This is a genomic window from Pseudonocardia broussonetiae (genome assembly GCF_013155125.1).
Lineage (GTDB): Bacteria > Actinomycetota > Actinomycetes > Mycobacteriales > Pseudonocardiaceae > Pseudonocardia > Pseudonocardia broussonetiae.
The window spans coordinates 1,271,192-1,289,883 of sequence record NZ_CP053564.1 but is presented as its reverse complement, the minus strand read 5'-3'; the positions used below and the strand labels follow the sequence as shown (position 1 = coordinate 1,289,883).

Annotated in this window: 21 protein-coding genes, 2 tRNA genes, 1 other RNA gene and 1 riboswitch; of the genes, 11 read left to right on the top strand and 13 right to left on the bottom strand. The window is 75.2% G+C overall.

Features of this window, described 5'->3' with window-relative positions:
• Positions 1-5: 5 nt before the first annotated feature.
• The 3 genes from HOP40_RS06340 to HOP40_RS06330 all read right to left on the bottom strand — a co-directional run bounded on the left by HOP40_RS06340 (position 6) and on the right by HOP40_RS06330 (position 3,566).
• Positions 6-899 carry a prephenate dehydrogenase gene (locus HOP40_RS06340; RefSeq protein ID WP_240157753.1) on the bottom strand — a complete coding sequence of 298 codons (894 nt, stop codon included), beginning with the start codon at positions 897-899 and terminating at the stop codon, positions 6-8.
• A 175-nt stretch (positions 900-1,074) separates the two neighbouring features.
• Positions 1,075-2,355: an amidase gene (locus HOP40_RS06335; RefSeq protein WP_172155543.1), complete on the bottom strand. Its 1,281-nt coding sequence runs from the start codon at positions 2,353-2,355 to the stop codon at positions 1,075-1,077.
• A gap of 17 nt (positions 2,356-2,372) precedes the next feature.
• A complete protein-coding gene (locus tag HOP40_RS06330; RefSeq protein WP_172155541.1) occupies positions 2,373-3,566 on the bottom strand; it encodes a M20 metallopeptidase family protein in 1,194 nt (397 codons plus the stop codon).
• A gap of 92 nt (positions 3,567-3,658) precedes the next feature.
• Here HOP40_RS06330 and HOP40_RS06325 point away from each other — a divergent pair, with 92 nt between their 5' ends.
• Genes HOP40_RS06325 through HOP40_RS06315 form a run of 3 tightly spaced genes read left to right on the top strand, consistent with a single transcriptional unit; the run spans position 3,659 to position 5,083 of the window.
• Positions 3,659-4,177: a tRNA adenosine deaminase-associated protein gene (locus tag HOP40_RS06325; protein WP_172155539.1), complete on the top strand. Its 519-nt coding sequence runs from the start codon at positions 3,659-3,661 to the stop codon at positions 4,175-4,177.
• On the top strand, positions 4,174-4,635 hold the full coding sequence (locus HOP40_RS06320) for a nucleoside deaminase (protein ID WP_172155537.1): 462 nt from the start codon (positions 4,174-4,176) through the stop codon (positions 4,633-4,635). The genes HOP40_RS06325 and HOP40_RS06320 overlap by 4 nt, the downstream gene beginning before the upstream one ends.
• A gap of 10 nt (positions 4,636-4,645) precedes the next feature.
• On the top strand, positions 4,646-5,083 hold the full coding sequence (locus tag HOP40_RS06315) for an NUDIX hydrolase (protein WP_205347106.1): 438 nt from the start codon (positions 4,646-4,648) through the stop codon (positions 5,081-5,083).
• On the opposite strand, the gene HOP40_RS06310 is transcribed toward HOP40_RS06315, so the two are convergent.
• The 3 genes from HOP40_RS06310 to HOP40_RS06300 are packed head-to-tail and all read right to left on the bottom strand — an operon-like array spanning position 5,058 to position 7,533.
• Positions 5,058-5,840 carry an amino acid ABC transporter ATP-binding protein gene (locus HOP40_RS06310; protein ID WP_172155535.1) on the bottom strand — a complete coding sequence of 261 codons (783 nt, stop codon included), beginning with the start codon at positions 5,838-5,840 and terminating at the stop codon, positions 5,058-5,060. The two genes, HOP40_RS06315 and HOP40_RS06310, sit on opposite strands and share 26 nt — an antisense overlap.
• Entirely contained in the window at positions 5,837-6,673 is an 837-nt protein-coding gene (locus tag HOP40_RS06305) for an amino acid ABC transporter permease (protein ID WP_240157542.1), read from the bottom strand. The genes HOP40_RS06310 and HOP40_RS06305 overlap by 4 nt, the downstream gene beginning before the upstream one ends.
• Entirely contained in the window at positions 6,670-7,533 is an 864-nt protein-coding gene (locus HOP40_RS06300; RefSeq protein ID WP_240157541.1) for an ABC transporter substrate-binding protein, read from the bottom strand. Before HOP40_RS06300 ends, HOP40_RS06305 begins: the two co-directional genes overlap by 4 nt.
• 98 nt (positions 7,534-7,631) lie before the next feature.
• Here HOP40_RS06300 and HOP40_RS06295 point away from each other — a divergent pair.
• A tRNA-Ser gene (locus HOP40_RS06295) sits at positions 7,632-7,716 on the top strand.
• Between the two features lie 48 nt (positions 7,717-7,764).
• Here HOP40_RS06295 and HOP40_RS06290 read toward each other — a convergent pair.
• The 6 genes from HOP40_RS06290 to HOP40_RS06265 form a co-directional block, all read right to left on the bottom strand.
• Entirely contained in the window at positions 7,765-8,598 is an 834-nt protein-coding gene (locus HOP40_RS06290; protein ID WP_172155533.1) for an SCO6745 family protein, read from the bottom strand.
• Between the two features lie 37 nt (positions 8,599-8,635).
• On the bottom strand, positions 8,636-9,505 hold the full coding sequence (locus HOP40_RS06285) for an alpha/beta hydrolase (protein WP_205347105.1): 870 nt from the start codon (positions 9,503-9,505) through the stop codon (positions 8,636-8,638).
• A 73-nt stretch (positions 9,506-9,578) separates the two neighbouring features.
• Positions 9,579-9,848, bottom strand: a complete 270-nt coding sequence (locus HOP40_RS06280; protein ID WP_172155531.1) for a GlsB/YeaQ/YmgE family stress response membrane protein — start codon at positions 9,846-9,848, stop codon at positions 9,579-9,581.
• Between the two features lie 133 nt (positions 9,849-9,981).
• Complete coding sequence (locus HOP40_RS06275; protein WP_172155529.1) at positions 9,982-10,296, bottom strand: DMT family transporter; 315 nt, start codon at positions 10,294-10,296, stop codon at positions 9,982-9,984.
• A gap of 14 nt (positions 10,297-10,310) precedes the next feature.
• Positions 10,311-10,372, bottom strand: a riboswitch (guanidine-III (ykkC-III) riboswitch).
• 67 nt (positions 10,373-10,439) lie between these two features.
• Complete coding sequence (locus tag HOP40_RS06270; protein ID WP_172155527.1) at positions 10,440-11,042, bottom strand: GNAT family N-acetyltransferase; 603 nt, start codon at positions 11,040-11,042, stop codon at positions 10,440-10,442.
• A gap of 100 nt (positions 11,043-11,142) precedes the next feature.
• Positions 11,143-11,227, bottom strand: a tRNA-Ser gene (locus tag HOP40_RS06265).
• 56 nt (positions 11,228-11,283) lie between these two features.
• On the opposite strand from HOP40_RS06265, the gene ffs reads away from it, so the two are divergent.
• From ffs to recR, 5 genes are all read left to right on the top strand, one after another.
• An RNA gene (gene ffs, locus HOP40_RS06260) (signal recognition particle sRNA small type) lies at positions 11,284-11,380 on the top strand.
• A 46-nt stretch (positions 11,381-11,426) separates the two neighbouring features.
• Positions 11,427-13,706 carry a DNA polymerase III subunit gamma and tau gene (locus tag HOP40_RS06255; protein WP_205347104.1) on the top strand — a complete coding sequence of 760 codons (2,280 nt, stop codon included), beginning with the start codon at positions 11,427-11,429 and terminating at the stop codon, positions 13,704-13,706.
• Positions 13,707-13,763: 57 nt separating this feature from the next.
• On the top strand, positions 13,764-16,070 hold the full coding sequence (locus HOP40_RS06250) for an HAD-IC family P-type ATPase (protein WP_205347103.1): 2,307 nt from the start codon (positions 13,764-13,766) through the stop codon (positions 16,068-16,070).
• Positions 16,071-16,149: 79 nt separating this feature from the next.
• A complete protein-coding gene (locus tag HOP40_RS06245; protein WP_205347102.1) occupies positions 16,150-16,488 on the top strand; it encodes a YbaB/EbfC family nucleoid-associated protein in 339 nt (112 codons plus the stop codon).
• Position 16,489: 1 nt separating this feature from the next.
• Positions 16,490-17,107: a recombination mediator RecR gene (recR, locus tag HOP40_RS06240; protein ID WP_172155525.1), complete on the top strand. Its 618-nt coding sequence runs from the start codon at positions 16,490-16,492 to the stop codon at positions 17,105-17,107.
• Between the two features lie 25 nt (positions 17,108-17,132).
• Here the strand turns inward: recR and HOP40_RS06235 are convergent, their stop codons facing one another.
• Positions 17,133-17,315: a hypothetical protein gene (locus tag HOP40_RS06235; RefSeq protein ID WP_172155523.1), complete on the bottom strand. Its 183-nt coding sequence runs from the start codon at positions 17,313-17,315 to the stop codon at positions 17,133-17,135.
• A gap of 231 nt (positions 17,316-17,546) precedes the next feature.
• On the opposite strand from HOP40_RS06235, the gene HOP40_RS06230 reads away from it, so the two are divergent.
• Together HOP40_RS06230 and HOP40_RS06225 are read left to right on the top strand one after the other, a co-directional pair.
• Entirely contained in the window at positions 17,547-18,455 is a 909-nt protein-coding gene (locus tag HOP40_RS06230; RefSeq protein ID WP_172155521.1) for a helix-turn-helix domain-containing protein, read from the top strand.
• A complete protein-coding gene (locus HOP40_RS06225) occupies positions 18,452-18,640 on the top strand; it encodes a DUF397 domain-containing protein (protein WP_172155519.1) in 189 nt (62 codons plus the stop codon). The genes HOP40_RS06230 and HOP40_RS06225 overlap by 4 nt, the downstream gene beginning before the upstream one ends.
• Positions 18,641-18,692: the final 52 nt, after the last annotated feature.

Sequence of the window (18,692 nt, the reverse complement as noted above, 5' to 3'; positions counted from 1 at the left end):
CGGGGTCAGGCCTTCCACCCCGACACCACGGCTCCGCGCCGTCCGACCGCGCGCAGGGCGGCCAGCGGGGCGCGCCCCTTCAGGCTGACCTTCACCCCCTTCGGGTCGCGGCTCGCAGCCCAGCGCTCGCGGCCCGCGTGCCCGGCGAACACCGTGGCGGTGAGGCCGCCGGTGGAGGCGAGCGCGCCGCGCATCGCGCCGAGCCGGCCCAGGGCGTCGTCGACGGCGCCGAGCAGGGCGTCGCGGTTGCCCTCGCACATCGCGAGGACGAGCTCCGGGCGCGTGCCCGCGACGCGGGTGCCGTCGGCGAAGGAGCCGGCGGCCAGGGCGAGCGGCAGGGCGTCGTCGCCGCCCGCGCCGACCGCGGCGAGCACGGCGGCGAGCAGGTGCGGCAGGTGGGACACGCGCGCCACCGCGAGGTCGTGCTCGTCGGCCGCGGCCGGGACCACGCGGGCGCCGCAGGCCCAGGCGAGCTCGGCGACGTCGCGCCAGACGTCGAGGTCGAGGCCGTCGTCGGCGGCCACCACCCACGCGGCGTCGACGAACAGCTCCGCGAGCCCCGCCGACCACCCCGACTCGCTCGTACCCGCCATCGGGTGCCCGCCGACGTACCGCGCGCGCGGCGCGTACCGGGCCACGGCGTCGGCCACAGCGACCTTGACGCTCACGGCGTCGGTCAGCCGCACCTCCGGCGCCACGGCGTCGACGCGGCGCAGCACCTCGGGCAGCACCGGCAGCGGCACGGCCAGCACGACGAGCGCGTCGGCGTCGGCGGCGCGGCGCAGGGCGTCGTCGGTGTCGGTGGTGACGTCGAAGCCGTCGGCCCGGGCCTCGGCCGCCGTGTCCTCCGACGCGCTCGTGCCCCACACCGCCCGGCCCGCCTTCTCCGCGGCGCGCATCAGCGAGCCGCCGATCAACCCGGTACCGATCACGCAGACCGCCCGCTCCGTCACGCGGAGAGAGTAGCGACCACCTCACGGTGGCGGTCCTCCCGAGTCCGGCCGCGGTCCGACCCGTTGCAGCAAGGCCACCTTGATGACGGAAAGCGTCCACGAGGTGGCCTTGCTGCAACTCTCAGGGCACGAGCCGGGCCGCCAGCGCCAGCACCCCCCGCTCGTCGAGCCTCACGCCCACCACCTGCACCCCGGCGGGGAGGCCGTCGGTCGTGCCGGGCACCGAGACCGCGGGCCAGCGGGTGAGGTTGAACGGCAGCGTCAGGGCGAGCAGGGCCGGCCGAACCGCCACCCCGTCGACGCTCTCCTGCCCGATCGGCGTGGCCCGCAGGCGGGTGGTGGGCAGGACCAGCGCGTCGACGTCACCGACCGCGGCCTGCAGCTCGGCCACCAGTCGCCGCCGCGTGCGCAGGGCGTCGACGTAGGCGTGCGCGGGCAGGTCGCCGTTGGGCTCCAGCCGCACGCGGGTGGCGGGCTGGTAGGCCTCGGGCCGCTCGGCGACCCAGCGTGCGTGCGTCGCGTACGCCTCCGCGCCGACGATCACCGGGTAGGTCGCGGCCAGCTCGTCGATCATCGGGGTGCGCACCTCCACCACCGTGACGCCGTCGGCCCGCAGCCGCGCCACGGCCGCGTCGAGCGCCGCGGTGAGCGCGGGGTCGGCGGGCCGCCAGTAGTCGTCGACCAGCACCCCGACCTTCCGCGCGACGGCCGCCGTCCCGGTGCCGGTGAGCGCGTCCCAGGCGAGCACGGCGCCGTCGACGTCGGCGGTGAGGAACCCGACGTGGTCGCAGGTCTCCGACAGCGGGAACACCCCGTCGACGGGCAGCCGCCCGTACGCCGGCTTGAGCCCCACGACCCCGCACAGCGCCGCCGGGGTGCGCACGCTCGCGCCGGTGTCGGTGCCCAGCGCCAGCGCCAGGTGCCCGGCCGCCACCGCCGCGGCGGAGCCGGACGAGGAGCCGCCGGTGATCCGCGTCGGGTCGTGCGGGTTGCGGGCCGGGCCGGACGCCGAGACGTCGCCGGTCGGGCCGTAGGCGAACTCGTGCGTGTGCAGCTTCGCGACGACGACCGCGCCCGCCGCCTTCACCCGCGCGACGACCGCGGCGTCGGCGACGGCCGGACCGGCGTCGTCGAGCACGTGCGAGCCCGCGCGGGTCGGCAGCCCGGCCACGTCGAACAGGTCCTTCACCCCGACCGCGACGCCGTGCAGCGGCCCGCGCCACTCGCCGCGCGCGAGCTCGTCGGCGCGCACGGCGGCCTCGGCGAGCGCGCGGTCGGCGTCGAGCAGGACCACGGCGTTGTGCGCGTCGGCGGCCAGGGCCTCGCAGGTCCGCCGGACGTGGTCGACGGGGGACAGCTCACCGGTGCGCAGTGCTTCCGACAGCTCGGGCAGGGAGATCACCCGGTCATAGTGGCGCGTCAGCGCAGCGCGTCGAGCGCCAGCCCGGCGTAGACCGCGACCCCGGACACCATCGCGGCCTCGTCGAACACCACGCGGTTGGAGTGGTTGGGCGGTGCCACCGACGGCTCGACGCCGGCCGGGCACCCGCCGAGGAACGCGAGCGCGCCCGGGACCTGCTCCAGCACGTAGGAGAAGTCCTCCGCGCCCAGGATCGGCGTCGGCATCGTCACGACCCGCCCGCGGCCGAGCACCTCGCGGCCCAGCGCGGCCAGCGTGGTGACGGCGCCGTCGTCGTTGACCGTGACCGGGTAGCCGGGCTCGACGACGACGTCGGCCGAGCAGCCGTGGGCGAGCGCGGTGTAGCGGCACACCCGGCGGACGATCTCCCGCACGCGCTCCCGCACGGGCGCCGAGAGCGTGCGGATCGTGCCCTCCATGAAGGCCGTTTCGGGGATGACGTTGGTGGTCGTGCCCGCGGTGAGGTGCGCGATCGTGAGGACCGCGGGGTCGTGCGCGCTCACCTCGCGGGTGATCGCGGTCTGCATCGCGCCGATCATCGCGGCGGCGGCCGGCACGGGGTCGACGGCGTCGTGCGGCGCCGAGGCGTGCCCGCCGCGCCCGCGCACGGTGATGCGGACGGTGTCGGCCGCGGCCATCAGTGGCCCGGGGCGCACGTGCACCTCGCCGGACGGGATCGTGGCGCTGATGTGCAGTGCGTAGGCGCGCTCGGGGCGTCCGGCGGGGCCGGTGGCGTCGAGCAGCCCCTCGTCGATCATGTGTCGGGCGCCGTGGAAGCCCTCCTCGCCCGGCTGGAACATGAACAGCACCCGCCCGGCCAGCTCGGCGCGCCGCCCGGCGAGCAGCCGCGCGGCCGACGCGAGCATCGCGACGTGCGTGTCGTGCCCGCAGGCGTGCATCGCGCCGGGCACCTCGGAGGCGAACGGGAGCTCGGTGTCCTCGTGCATCGGCAGGGCGTCCATGTCGCCGCGGAGCAGGATCGTCGGGCCGGGGCGGGCGCCGTCGAGCACGGCGACGACCGAGCTGACGCCGACGCCGAGGTGGACCTGCAGCGGGAGGTCGGCGAGGGCGTCGAGGACGGCGTCGCGGGTGTGCGGGAGGTGCAGTCCGACCTCGGGCCGGCGGTGGATCGCGCGCCGCAGGGCCACCGTCCGCGGCTGCAGCGCGCGCGCCTGCGTGCAGAGGTCGGGCATGGCCTGAATCCTGGCATCCCGGGCGCCGCACGAGGGGGTTGATCCGGGCTTGTGGTGTGGACCACAGTGCACCGGAGGCCTACCGTAGTGTCATGGCGGTGCAGAGCGTCCAGGCGCCCGCGGGCGTGCGGGGACAGGCCCTGCCCGGGTACGCCGTCGCGGCGATCCGGGAGGCCGGACGGTGGCGCTGCAGACGTCTGGGCCCCGACTCGCTGGTCGATCTCGACGCCGTCATCACCGAGCTGCGCGCGCTGCGCGTCGAGGGTGCGGTGGTGGGCCTGCTCGACGTCGACGACGAGTTCTTCGTGCTCGTCCGCCCGGTGCCCGGCGGGATCGCGCTGATGCTGTCCGACGCCGTGGCCGCCATCGACTACGACGTCGCCGCCGACGTGCTCGACCTGCTGCGCGTGGAGCTGCCGCCCGACGAGGACGCGCTCGACGACCCGTGGCCCGAGGGTGACCTGTCGATCCTCGCCGACCTGGGCATGACCGCCGAGGAGCTCGAGGTCCTCGCCGGTGAGCTGGAGCTCTACCCCGACGAGCAGCTGGCCGCGATCGGCCGCCGCTGCGGGTTCGCCGACGCGCTCGCCGAGGTCGTCGACGCGCGGTGACCCGTCCCGCCTCCGACGAGGCGTTGGTCCGCCGCGCCCTCGTGCTCGCCGCGGCCGCCACGCGCACCGGTGACGTCCCGATCGGCGCGGTCGTCGTCGACGCCGACGGGCGCGAGCTGGCCGCCGCCGGCAACGCCCGCGAGGCGCTGGGCGACCCCACCGCGCACGCCGAGGTCCTCGCCCTGCGCGCCGCCGCGGCCGTGCGGGGGGAGTGGCGGCTGGAGGGCTGCACGCTCGCCGTGACGGTCGAGCCCTGCACGATGTGCGCGGGGGCGCTGGGCCTCGCGCGCGTCTCGCGGGTGGTGTTCGGGGCGTGGGAGCCCAAGACGGGCGCGGCGGGCTCGCTGTGGGACGTGCTGCGCGACCGCAGGCTGGTCCACCGCCCCGAGGTCGTCGGCGGGGTGCTGGAGCGCGAGTGCGCCGCGCTGCTGGAGTCGTTCTTCGCGGGGCACCGCTAACGTTCGCGGCGTGGAGCGGCGGATGCGGGTGGGGGCGTACGTGCTGTGCGTCCGGGACGGGGCGGTGCTGCTGGTGCGGTTCACCCGCTCGCAGAGGTGGACGCTGCCCGGCGGGGGGCTCGACCACGCCGAGGACCCGCGGGCGGCGGCCGTGCGCGAGGTCGCCGAGGAGACCGGCCTCGAGGTCCGGCTGGGCGAGCTGCTGCACGTCGACTCGACGCACTGGTCCGAGATCGACGGGCGCCCGGCCGACGTGCACGCCCTGCGGATCCTCTACACCGGCGAGATCACCGGCGGTGAGCTGCGCGACGAGGTCGGCGGCAGCTCCGACCACGCCGAGTGGGTCGCGCTGGCCGACCTCCCCGGGCTCGACCGGTCGCGCATGATCGACATCGCGATCGGGGCCGCCGACGAGCTGAGGGTCAGGCCAGCCGTCCCGCCGCGATGACGCGGGCGAGGAACTCCTGCGTGCGCGGCTCGCGGGGCGCGCCGAGCACCTGGCCGGGCGGTCCGGACTCCAGGATCACGCCGCCGTCGAGGAAGCACACGCGGTCCGACACCTGCTTGGCGAAGCCCATCTCGTGGGTCGCCATCAGGATCGTCACCGACCCGCGCGCGAGCTCGCGCACGATGGCCAGCACCTCGCCGACCAGCTCCGGGTCGAGCGCCGAGGTGATCTCGTCGAGCAGGAGCAGGCGGGGGCGCACGGCCAGCGCGCGGGCGATCGCGACCCGCTGCTGCTGCCCGCCGGAGAGCCGGTCGGGGTAGGCGCCGGCGAACGCGGCCAGCCCGACGCGCTCCAGCAGCTCGTCGGCGCGCTCGTCCGCCGCGTCGCCGGTGAGCCCGTGCACGACGCGCGGGGCCAGGGCCACGTTCTGCCGCGCCGTCATGTGCGGGAACAGGTTGAACGCCTGGAACACGATCGCCATCCGCCGCTGCGCCGCCGCGGCGGCCCGCGGACCGCGGCGGGGGTCGGACACGTCGTCGCCGTCGAGCAGGATCTGCCCGTCGTCGACGTCCTCGAGCAGGTCGACGCACCGCAGCAGCGTCGACTTCCCCGAGCCCGACGCCCCGATGAGCGTGATGACCTCGTTCTCGCCGACGGTCAGGTCGATCCCGCCGAGGACCGTCGTCTCCCCGTAGCGCTTGACGAGGTTGCGGACCTCGAGGACCGGCGACGCCCCCTTCTCCGTGTCGACGGTCATGCGCCCTCCCGCCGCGCCGCGCGCGCCGCCACCGCGTCGGCGATGCGGCCTGTGGGGATGGCCAGCAGCACGAACAGCAGCCCGGCGACGACGTAGGGGGTGAAGCTGAACAGCAGCGCCGACTGGATCTGCGCCGCCCGGATCGCGTCGACGGCCCCGAGCACCGAGATCAGCCCGACGTCCTTCTGCAGCGCCACGAAGTCGTTGAGCAGCGGCGGCAGCACCCGGCGGACGGCCTGCGGCAGGATCACCAGCCGCAGCGACTGCCGGTGGGTCAGCCCCAGCGACCGCGCCGCCGCGCGCTGCGAGGGGTGCACCGACTCGATGCCGGCGCGGAAGACCTCGGAGACGTAGGCGGAGTAGACGAGGATCAGCGTGATCGTGCCGAGCACGGCCACGTCGGTCGGCACGCCCTGCAGCCGCAGCGCGGGCAGGCCGAACCCGATGAGGTAGAGCGCGATGAGCAGCGGCACCCCGCGGAAGAGGTCGACGTAGCCGATCGCGAGCGCCCGCACCGGGAAGAACACAGGCCCGCGCAGGGTGCGCAGCAGCGCGATCAGCAGACCCAGCGCCAGGATCCCCAGCTCGGCGACGACCAGCACCCGGATGTTGAGCCACAGCCCGGCCAGCACCGAGGGCAGCGCGTCCCAGGCGTCCTGCGGGTCGAGGAAGGTGGCCTGCACCCGGGGCCAGCCCGGCGTGTTGACCAGCCCGACGACGACGGCGGCCGCGAACACCACCGTCGAGACGAGCGCGACCGCCGTCGACCGGCGCGCCCGGGAGCGCCGGTAGCGCGCGCGGTCCTGCGCCAGTGGGCTGAGTTCCAGGGTCACCGCAGTTCGGGCGCCGCTCCCGCGGAGGCGAGCCACTCCTGCTCCAGCGCGTCGAGCGTGCCGTCGGCGCGCAGCGCGTCGACGGCCTCGGACACGCAGCCCGTCAGCGGGCTGTCCTTGTCCAGCACCGCGCCGAACTGCTCCGGGACCCCGTCGCCCGCCGGGAGCTGCCCGACGATCACGCCGCCGTCGAGCTCGGCGGAGGTGATGAAGAACGCCGTCGGGAGGTCGACGACCAGCGCGTCGACCTGGCCGTTCTGCAGCGCCAGCTTCGCGTCGTCGTTGGTGTTGTAGACCGCGGGCGCGGTGGTCGGCGCGATCTGGTCGACGATCGCCTGGTAGCTCGTGGTGCCGACCTGCCCGCCCAGGCGCGCGCCCTTGAGCTCGGCGATCGTGGTGGCGCCCGCGAACGCGTTGCCCTCCACCGTGATCACCGCCTGCGCGACGTCGTAGTAGGGCGAGGAGAAGTCGACGGCCTGGCGGCGCTCGTCGCTGATCGAGAACTCGGTCAGGTTGAGGTCGTAGGTCTTCGGCCCCGGCGCGATGGCCGCGTTGAACGGCACCCGCACCCAGGTGACGGCCTCGCGGGCGTACCCCAGACGGTCGGCGATCGCGTAGGCCACGGCGCTCTCGAAGCCCCGCCCGGACGTCGGGTCGTCGTCGAGGTACCACGGCGGGTACACCGGCTGGTCCGTGCCGATCGTCAGCGTCCCCGCGGTGAGGGTGGGCAGCCCGGCCGGGTCGCACGCCCCGGACGCCGCCGGTGCGGGTTGCTCGGCCGGGGCGCAGCCGGCCGCGAGCAGCACGGTCGTCGCGGCGAGGACGGTGGCGGCGAGGAGGCGCCGGAGCGGGGTGGGCACGGGCGGATTCTGCCCGGACCGGGCCCCGGCGTCGATCACGGTTCGCTCACGGCCCCCGGCGCCCGCCCGCCCCCCGGGGCTCTTGTAAGCTCGTCGGCGGTGGCGTGTCCGAGCGGCCGAAGGAGCACGCCTCGAAAGCGTGTGAGGTGAAAGCCTCCGTGGGTTCAAATCCCACCGCCACCGCACCAGAACGCCGGGTGTCCTCCACGGACGCCCGGCGTTCGTCGTTCCTCACCGCGACCCTGCCGCCACCAGCCGCGCGGTGAGGGGTTCGAGCGCCGCGACCAGCTCCGCGAGCTCCCCGGCGGCCAGCGCCTCGTACGGCGGGGCGGCGAGCTCGTCGGTGAGGGCCTCGATGCGCCGCGTCGTCTCGCGGCCGGCGGCGGTGGACCGGCCGTCGGCGTCGACCAGGCCGCGCTCGCGCAGCCCGGCCATGACCTCGGCCAGCCTCGTCCTCGGCAGGTGGTGGATGCGCCCGAACGTCTCCGGCGGGTGGATGCCCATGTCCAGCGCGGACAGCACGTGGGCCTCCGTACCGCCGACGCCCGAGGCGAGCAGCGCGGTGACGTGCCCGTCGCCTCGGTGCTCGCGCAGCATGGTGGCGGAGTGCCACAGCCGGGTGACCGGCTCGTCGGGCACCGGGAGGGCCCGCCACCCCGCGTACAGCACCCGTCCCTCGGTGGGCGCGCTCGTGGCGGCCCGCGTGACCAGGTCGGCGGCGCGCGCCAGGCCGGGGGAGTCGGCCAGCTCGCCGAGGATCCGCCGCACGGAGGCCGCGCTGCCCCGCCGCCACGCGTCGAAGGAGACCTCCGGCGGGACGGTCTCCCACGCGCTCGGGATGTGCCGCGCGGCCTCGCCCTCGGCGAAGCTGTAGAAGGCCGCGTGCACGACCTGCGCCGGCACCCGTCCCAGGGGCGCGGCGCGGGCGGCGAAGTAGCCGTCCCAGTAGGTGCGGTGGCCGAGCGCGGCCAGCTCCTCGTTCGACTCGTCGGCCAGGTAGGTGACCAGGCAGATCGGCTCGAGGAGCTCGAACAGGCGGCGGGCTGTCGTGGCGGGCACGAGCATGGGACGAGGCGGGCGCGCCGGACTCATCGGCCGGCGCTCATCCGATCCCCTCCACGAACTCCCGGCTCGCGTCCACGATCTGCCGCTGCGCCGACGCCCGGTCGACCGTGGGGACGCCGTCGCCGGGCTGCTCGCCGTAGTCGCCGAAGTAGGCGTGCACGCCGCCCTCCACCACGACCGACCGCGCGCCCGCAGGCAGCCGGGACGCGGTGGCGGCGATGTCGTCGGGGGTGGCGAGGCCGTCGCGGTCGCCGGAGACCGAGAGCGTGGGGAGGTCGCGGGCGGACTGGTCGTCGGCGGGGTAGGAGGCCCACAGCAGCAGCCCGGCGACGCGCGGGTCGTCGACCATCGCCGCCGCCGTGCCGCCCAGCGAGTGCCCTCCGACCACCCAGCGGGCGACCTCCGGGTGGGCGTCGAACGGGGGAGCGCCGACGAGCAGCGCGATGTCCAGCGGCGGCTCCACCACCACGACGAGGTGCCCGGCGTCGGCCAGGGGGCGCAGCAGCGCGAGGTAGGCGCGGGGGTCGACGCGCGCGCCGGGGTAGAACACGACCCCGACCTCCGACGGCGGCCCGGCCGGCCGGAGCTCCCAGGTGGTGGGCCCGTCGACGGCGAGGGGGTCTGTGGTCGTCGCGGCGAACGGGCGCAGCCACGCGGTCGCCGCCAGCAGGCCGACCAGCAGCAGGGCCGCGACGACGCGTCCGGCCGTGCGCCCGCGCCCGGGGCGCCGCGGACGGCGGGCGCGCACCGCCACGACGACCCCGGCGACGACGAGCGCCACCAGCAGGACGGGGTACGCGGGGTGGCCGTGCAGGACCGTGGACCAGCGCGTCGCCAGCACCCAGGCCGGAACGGCGAGGCAGGCCAGCGCGAGCAGCAGGCGGACCGTCACCGCGCCGGGGATCACCGGCCCATCATGGGCCCGGACAGGCCGAAGGCCCCGTCCCGGGAGGGGACGGGGCCTTCGGTGTGGAACGAGGTCAGTGTCGAACGCTCCGGCGTCCGGCGACCACGCGGTAGATGCCCAGAAGCAGCAGGGCACCGACGAGGGCGATCAGCCAGGTGCGGATGTCGAAGAAGCCACCCGTCGAGACGCCGAACAGCGCGGATCCGATGAAGCCGCCCAGCAGGCCGCCGACGATGCCGATGATGATCGTGACGATGATGCCGCCCGGGTCGTTGCCCGGCATGATGGCCTTGGCCAGTGCGCCCATCAGGCCACCCACGATGATCCAGCCCAGAATGCCCATCAGAAATCCTCCATGTTTGCCCCTGAGGCCGCGCTCGACGACCCGCTGAGGGTGAGTTCCCTGTGATGATCCGGCCCATGCGCACATCACCCGAGCGTGAGGTTTTCGTGACCTGATCTTGTGACTGCTGGGCCTAATGGAGGAACTTGAGGCCGACCACTCCGCCCACGATGAGCAGCAGGCACAGCAATCGGGCGGTCGTCACCGGTTCGCCGAGCACCGCCATGCCAAAGGCGGCGGTACCCACCGCCCCGATGCCGACCCAGACGGCGTAACCGGTGCCGACGGGAAGGGTCCGCAGCGCGTAGGCCAGCCCCGCCATGCTCAGGACCAGGGCGATCCCGAACACGAGCGACGGGACGAGCCGGGTGAGGCCGGCCGACCGCGACAGGGCCGACGCCCAGACGGTCTCCAGCACTCCCGAGACGACGAGCACGATCCACGCCATGACGCACCTCCGGTGCCGCGTCGTCGTCGTGCCGGGTACGACGCACTCGTCCGGGGTGCCGCGGCTCGCGGGACCACGACCGAGGCTAGCGACGCACGCGCCCCGACGGCCACGGACGGTGACCGATCTGACCGCCTCCGCCGTCAGCGCGGGTCGCGCCACATCGGGTGCACGGGCGGGCCGCCCGGGAGGTGCAGCGGCTCCGCGTCCCGGAACCCGTGCCGGAGGTAGAGCCTGCGGCTGCGCTCGGTGGTCGCCTCGAGGTAGGCGGGCACCCGGTCCCGGTCGCAGCGCTCGAGGACCGGGCGCAGCAGCGCCGTCCCGACGCCGCCGCCCTGCCGGCCGGGCTCGGTGGCGAGGGCGAGGAGGTACCAGTGCGGTGCCGACGGGTGGTGGCGCTGCAGCGCCGCCTGGACGCGCAGCGCCCGCGGCGCCTCCCGGCCGAGGACGCGGACGACGGCCGGTGCCTCCCGCAGCACCTCCCGCGCGGTGGGCCGCCACGTCCCCGGTGGGAACCAGACGGCCGTGCCCGCGCCGTCGGCGGCCGCCCACGTACCGCCGGTGCGCTCGCTGCGCTGCACCTCCAGGTCGAAGAAGCGGCGCAGCCGCTCCGCGCGGCGGCGGGCGCCGAGGGGGAGCACGTGGAGGAACAGGGGGTCGTCGGCGAAGGCCGCCGCCAGCACCTGCGCGGCCCGCGCCCGGTCGGCGGACGTCGCGGGCCGCACGGCCGGGGTGGACTCGATCATGCGCGGATCATCCCGACCGCCGCCGGACACGATCGAGGAGATGCGGGCCCACAACGACGGAACCGGGTGCCCCGACCTGCGGGACACCCGGCTCCACCTGCGGAGGATGGGGGATTCGAACCCCCGAGGGCGTGAACCCAACACGCTTTCCAAGCGTGCGCCATAGGCCACTAGGCGAATCCTCCAACGACGAGAAGCATAGCCTCCCCGTCACGGCCGCCCGACCCGGCTCTACACTCGTACCCGGGTCCCGCGTGACGCCCATCCTGTGAACTCCCCCAGGGCCGGAAGGCAGCAAGGGTCAACAGGCTCTGGCGGGTGCGCGGGGCCCGCCTACTTTCTCCCGCCGGGCGGGCTGTCGGACCCGGTCGGTAGCCTCGCGGCGTGGCGCTGGCTCTGTACCGCAAGTACCGCCCGGCGACGTTCGCCGAGGTCGTCGGGCAGGAGCACGTCACCGAACCGCTGAGCACCGCCCTCGCGGCCGGCCGGATCAACCACGCGTACCTGTTCTCCGGGCCCCGCGGCTGCGGCAAGACCTCCAGCGCCCGCATCCTCGCGCGCTCGCTCAACTGCGAGCAGGGCCCGACGCCCGACCCGTGCGGGGTCTGCGCGTCCTGCGTCGCGCTCGCGCCGGGCGGGCCGGGCAACATCGACGTCACCGAGCTCGACGCCGCCTCCCACGGAGGTGTCGACGACACGCGCGAGCTGCGCGACCGCGCGTTCTTCGCGCCCGCGGAGTCGCGCTACCGCGTGTTCATCGTCGACGAGGCCCACATGATCACCACGCAGGGCTTCAACGCCCTGCTCAAGATCGTGGAGGAGCCGCCGGAGCACCTCGTCTTCGTGTTCGCCACGACCGAGCCGGACAAGGTCCTGCCGACCATCCGCTCGCGCACGCACCACTACCCGTTCCGGCTGATCCCCCCGGGCACGCTGCGCCGGCTCATGGAGAGCATCTGCGCCGACGAGGGCGCGGTCGTCGCGCCCGCCGTGTACCCGCTGGTCATCCGCGCGGGCGGCGGCTCGGCGCGCGACTCGCTGTCGGTGCTCGACCAGCTCCTCGCCGGCGCCGGGCCCGAGGGCGTCACCTACGAGCGGGCGGTGGCGCTGCTCGGCGTCACCGACGTCGCCCTGATCGACGACATGGTCGACGCCCTCGCGGCCGGCGACCGCGCGGTGGTCTTCGAGACCGTCGACAAGCTGGTCGAGGCCGGCCACGACCCGCGCCGCTTCGCCTCCGACCTCCTCCAGCGCCTGCGCGACGTCACGCTGCTCCAGGCCGTGCCCGAGGCCGCGGAGCGCGGGCTGGTGGAGGCCGCCGCCGACGAGGTCGCGCGGATGGTCGAGCAGGCCGACCGGATCGGCCCGGCCACGCTCGCCCGCTACGGCGAGATCGTGCACACCGGCCTCGTCGAGATGCGCGGCGCCACCGCCCCGCGGCTGCTGCTCGAGCTGCTGTGCGCGCGGATGCTGCTGCCCGCGGCCAGCACCGCCGACGCCGGGCTGCTCGAGCGGCTCGAGCGCATCGAGCGGCGCAACGACATCGCCTCCTCGCCCCGGGGCGGTGGGGAGGGCGACGGGGGAGCGGCACCGCGGTTCCGCCGCCCCAGCGAGCGCACCGCGGAGGCCCCGGCCGCCGCGGTGGCTCCGAGCGCCCCGGCGCCGTCCGCTCCCGCCGCGGCGGCTCCCGCGACGGCGGCTCCCACGACGGTCTCGCCCTCGACGGCCGAGCCCTCGCGCGTGGAGCCGGTCCGCCCGCCGGTCGAACGGTCCGCGCCGTCCCGCCCCGACGCCGGCCGCCCGGACGCCGGCCGCCCCGCGGCCGAGCCGCCTGCTCCCGAACGTCCGGCGGCCCAGCACCCGGCACCGGAACGCGCAGCCCCGGAACGCGCAGCCCCGGAACGCGCAGCCCCGGGTCGCCCCGCCGCCGAGCGCCCGGCACCCGCACGCCCGGCCGCCGAACGTCCTGCGCCCGAACCCCCGGCCGTCGAACGTCCGGCTTTCGAGCGCCCGGCGCCGGAGCGGCCGGCGGCCGCGCGCCCTGCCCCCGTCGAGCCGCCCGTGGCCGAGCCGCAGGACGAGCCCCGGCAGACGCGCCCCGCGGCCGCCTCCCTCGACGCCGCCGCCGTCCGCCGCGTCTGGCCCGAGATCCTCGCCGCCGCCAAGGACCGCAAGAAGCGCACGGCGGCGCTGCTCGTCAGCGCCACGGTCCGGGCCGTCGAGGGCGACACCCTTGTCCTCAGCATCGGCACGGCCCCGCTCGCGCGGCTGCTGTCCGAGCAGAGCAACACCGAGGTCATCGCCGAGTCGCTGCACGCCGTGCTCGGCGTGCAGTGGCGGGTCCGCTGCGAGCACGGCGACCCCGCGCCCCCGCCCGCCGCGCGCGGCGGGCAGGCCTCGCCGCAGCCGGCCGCCGCGCCCCGCCGCCCGACCCGCCCCCCGCCCACGCGCCGCTCCACCGCCGGGGCCACCGACGACGCCGGCGGCGAGCCGCTGCCCCCCGAGCCCGCGCCCGAGGACGCCCCGCCCGACGACGAGGAGTCGATGCTCGCCGAGGCCGCGGCCGGCGCGACCACCAGCCCCGCCGAGAGGCGCGACCCCGAGGAGATGGCCATCGAGCTCCTCACCTCGCAGCTGGGGGCGCGGGCGCTCGACCAGCGCTGAGGCGTCGACCGAAAGTCCGATCCGGCGCCCTGGCGCCCCTGCGTAGGCTCCGCCCACGTGACGGTTGCCGAGCCCGACGTCCTGCACGGCCTCACCGCGGCGCAGGTCGCCGAGCGCGTGGCCGCGGGGAGGACCAACGACGTCCCCTCGCGCGCGAGCCGCAGCATCGGCGAGATCGTCCGCGCCAACGTCCTGACCCGCTTCAACGCCATCGTCGGCGTCCTGTTCGCGGTGATCCTGGTGATCGGCCCGATCCAGGACGGGCTGTTCGGCTTCGTCATCATCATCAACACGCTGATCGGCATCGTGCAGGAGCTGCGGGCCAAGCGGACGCTGGAGCGGCTCGCGATCGTCGGCGAGGCCCGCCCGCGGGTGCGCCGCGACGGCGTCGTGGTCGAGCTCGCGCCCGGCGAGGTGGTGCTGGACGACGTCATCGACCTCGGGCCCGGCGACAAGATCGTCGTCGACGGGGTGGTGCTCGCCGCCGAGGGGCTGGAGGTCGACGAGTCGCTGCTCACCGGCGAGTCCGACGCCGTGCACAAGCAGCCGGGCGACCCGCTGCTCTCGGGCAGCTTCGTCACCGTCGGCGGCGGCGCGCAGCGGGCCACGAAGGTCGGCCGCGAGGCCTACGCCGCGCAGCTCGCCGAGGAGGCCAGCCGCTTCACCCTCGTCGGCTCGGAGCTCCGCTCGGGCATCGACACGATCCTGCGGGTCATCACCTGGCTGCTCGTGCCGGCCGCCGTCCTCATCATCTGGAGCCAGTTCCGCACCGCGGGCGCCGAGGTCGACGACGCGCTGCGCGGCATGGTCGCGGCGCTCGTGCCGATGGTCCCCGAGGGGCTGGTGCTGCTCACGAGCATCGCGTTCGCGGTCGGCGTGGTCCGGCTCGGCGCGCGGCAGTGCCTGGTGCAGGAGCTCCCGGCGATCGAGGGGCTCGCGCGCGTCGACGTCGTCTGCGCCGACAAGACCGGCACGCTCACCGAGAACGGGATGCGGCTCGCCGAGGTCCGCCCCGACGGGCCCGACGTGCGGGCGGCGCTCGGCGCGCTCGGCGCCGCCGACCCGCGCCCCAACGCGAGCCTCGTCGCCGTCGCCGAGGGCTGCCCCGACCCCGGCTGGACGCGGACCGCGACGGTCCCGTTCTCCTCGGCCCGCAAGTGGGGCGGCGCGACGTTCGACGGCCGCGGCGAGTGGGTCCTCGGCGCCGCCGACGTCCTGCTGCCCGAGGACGCCGCCGAGCGCGTCGAGGCCGAGCGGATCGGCTCCACCGGGCTGCGCGTGCTGCTGCTCGGGCGCCGCCCCGAGGCCGACGGGCCGGTCGAGCCGGCCGCGCTGGTGGTCCTGGAGCAGCGCGTGCGGCCCGAGGCGGCGGGGACGCTCGCCTACTTCGCCGAGCAGGACGTCGAGGTCAAGGTCATCTCCGGCGACAACGCGCTGTCGGTCGGGGCCGTCGCCGCGTCGCTCGACCTGCCCCGCGCCGACGCCCCCGTCGACGCCCGCACGCTCACCGACGCCGACCTCGCCGACCGCCTGGAGGCCGGCACCGTCTTCGGCCGCGTGACGCCCGCGCAGAAGCGGGAGATGGTCGCCGCGCTGCAGGCCCGCGGGCACACCGTCGCGATGACCGGCGACGGCGTGAACGACGTCCTCGCGCTCAAGGACGCCGACATCGGCGTCGCGATGGGCTCGGGCAGCCCGGCCACGCGGGCCGTCGCGCAGATCGTGCTGCTGGACAACTCGTTCGCCACGCTCCCGCACGTCGTCGCCGAGGGCCGGCGGGTCATCGGCAACATCGAGCGCGTCGCCAACCTGTTCCTCACCAAGACCGTCTACTCGGTCTTCCTGGCCATCGCGATCGGCGCGATCGGCGTGCCGTACCCGTTCCTGCCCCGGCACCTGACGCTGATCGGCTCCCTGACGATCGGCATCCCCGCGTTCTTCCTCGCGCTCGCGCCCAACGCCGAACGGGCGCGCACCGGGTTCGTGCGGCGGGTGCTGCGGCTGTCGATCCCGTCCGGGGCGATCGCGGGCGTCGTCACGTTCACCACCTACCTGGTCGTGCGCACCGACACGAGCGCCACCGAGATCCAGCAGAGCACCGCGGCCGTCGTGGCGCTCTACGCCGTGGCGACGTGGGTGCTCGTCGTCGTCGCCCGGCCCTACGTCTGGTGGAAGCTCGTCATGATCGCCGCGGCGATCGGGGCCTTCTGCTACGCGCTGTTCCTGCCGATCGTCTTCGGTCAGGGGTTCTGGCAGCTCGACCCGGGCCACCCGCCGACGCTGCTGACGGGGCTGGGCATCGCGGCCGTGGGGGTCGTCGCCGTGGAGATCGCCGCGTGGCTGGTGAACCGCACGCGCTCGTGACGGCCCGGCCACGGCGGGGCGCCGGGCGTCCGTAGGCTGGTGGGGACCCGCCCGCGCCACGAACCGAGGAGCCGACGCCGTGAACCCGGGGGAACTCGACATCCAGCAGTTGATGCAGCAGGCGCAGAAGATGCAGGAGCAGCTCATGTCCGCGCAGGCCGAGCTGGCCAGCGCGGAGGTGGTCGGCCAGGCGGGCAACGGGCTCGTGCACGTCCGCATGACGGCGGCGGGTGAGGTGCAGGCCGTGAAGATCGACCCGAAGGTCGTCGACCCCGACGACGTCGAGACGCTGCAGGACCTGCTCGTCGGCGCGCTGCACGACGCGGCCCGCGCCGCGCAGGAGCTGCAGGCGCAGAAGATGGGCCCGCTCGCCGGCGGCCTCGACATGAGCGGCGGCCTCGGGCTGCCGGGCGCCTGAGGTGTTCGAGGGTCCGGTCCAGGACCTGATCGACGAGCTGGGCCGGCTGCCCGGCGTCGGCCCGAAGAGCGCGCAGCGCATCGCGTTCCACCTGCTCGCGGCCGACCCGGTCGACGTCACGCGGCTGCAGGACGTGCTGCAGAAGGTCAAGCAGGGCGTCATGTTCTGCGAGGTCTGCGGCAACGTCTCGGCCGCCGAGCGCTGCCGCTACTGCGCCGACGCGCGGCGCGACCCCACGATCGTCTGCGTCGTGGAGGAGCCCAAGGACGTGCTGGCGGTGGAGCGCACCCGCGAGTTCAAGGGCCGCTACCACGTGCTCGGCGGCGCGCTCGACCCGCTGGCGGGCGTCGGCCCGGACGGGCTGCGCATCCGCGAGCTGCTCGCCCGGCTGGGCGGCACCGGTCCGGCGTCGGACGAGGCCGACATCGCCGAGGTGATCATCGCGACCGACCCCAACACCGAGGGCGAGGCCACGGCCACCTACCTCGTGCGGCTGCTGCGCGACTTCCCCGGGCTGTCGGTCACCCGGCTCGCGTCGGGCCTGCCGATGGGCGGCGACCTGGAGTTCGCCGACGAGCTCACGCTCGGCCGGGCCCTGTCCGGCCGCCGCGCGCTGTAGCGGCGGCCGTTCTCCGCGCCCGGGTTCAGTCCTCGTCCGCGGCGTCGGAGTCGACGCCGTGGAACTCCGGACGGCGGGCGTACCACTGCTCGCGGCGCCGGGCCGCGACCTCGCGCCAGGCCGCGGCCTGGGTCGCGTCGACGACACCGACGACGACGGCGATCAGCGCGAGCGCGCCGAGGCCGACGACGATCAGGGTGATGATCACGGGGACCACCGCCCCGGTACCGCGGCCGAGCGACGGATCTTCTTGGCGGACATCGTCGTGCTCCTTCCCCGTGACGGACCGACCGGCGGTCGCCGGCGTCGCAGGTTCCCGGCGCGGCCGGGACGGGAAGTGCGAGCCACCCGGGGTGGCGACTTCACCACTACGGGTGCTGGTGCTTAGATTGCCGCACGACAGTGCCTGATGCAATTGCAATTTTCGTGGGAGGCGATCGTGGCGGCACCGCAGAGCCCCGTCGGCTCCCGTCGGCGCCTGGGCGCCGAGCTGCGCCGGCTCCGGGCCAAGACCGGGCTGACGCTCGACGACGTCGCCGAGCTGATGACCTGCTCGACGTCGAAGATCTCGCGCCTGGAGACGGGCAAGGGGGTGCCGAAGGTGCCCGACGTCCGCGAGCTGATGCGCATCTACGGCGTCACCTCCGACACGGAGCAGGACATGCTGCTGCGGCTGGTGAAGGACGGCCGCCAGCACGGGTGGTGGGAGCCGCTGACCGACGGTGTGGCGCCGGAGCGGTACGTGATGGACTCGCCGGGTCGCTACACCGCGCTCGAGAACGACGCGACGGCCGTGCGCTCGTTCGACATCACCGTCGTCCACGGGCTGCTGCAGACCCGGGAGTACGCCACCGCGGTCCTCACGGCGCTGCTCCCGCAGCACCTTCCCGCCGAGATCGACCGTCTCGTCCGGCTGCGTCTCCTGCGTCAGCAGGCGCTGCGCCGCTCCGACCCGCCGCCGCTGGAGCTGGTCGCGGTCCTCGACGAGGCGGTGCTGTGCCGACCCGTCGGCGGCCCGGAGACCATGCATGCACAGTTGCAGCACCTGCTCGACGTGTCGGAGCTGCCGACGGTCTCGGTGTTGGTGCTTCCCTTCGGTGCCGACATCCTGCGCGCGCACTCCGGGCACTTCGTCCTGCTCGAGATCCCGCAGGAGATGGGGTCGGACGTCGTCTACATCGAGGGCCACGCGGGCGAGGCCTACCTCGACACCGAGTCCGATGTGGATCTGTATCAGGATGTGCTCTCCGACGCGCTGCGGCACGCGCTGTCCCCCGACGAATCGCGGGCCGAGCTGCGTCGTTACCAGGACAAGTTCGCTCCCCCGAGGAAGGCCCACACCCCGTGATCGAGTACCGGACCAGCAGCTACTGCAACCTCGGGAACTGCGTCGAGGTCGGGCAGTCTCCAGACGGATCGGTCATCGTGCGCGACACGAAGGACGTCGAGCGCCGGGCCGCGCTGTCCTTCACCCCCGACGAGTGGCGGGCGTTCGTCCTCGGCGTCAAGGCGGGCGAGTTCGACCCCGCGTGACGCACCGGCACCGGCTCGTCACCGGAGCCGCACGGTCGTAGCCCAACCGTGA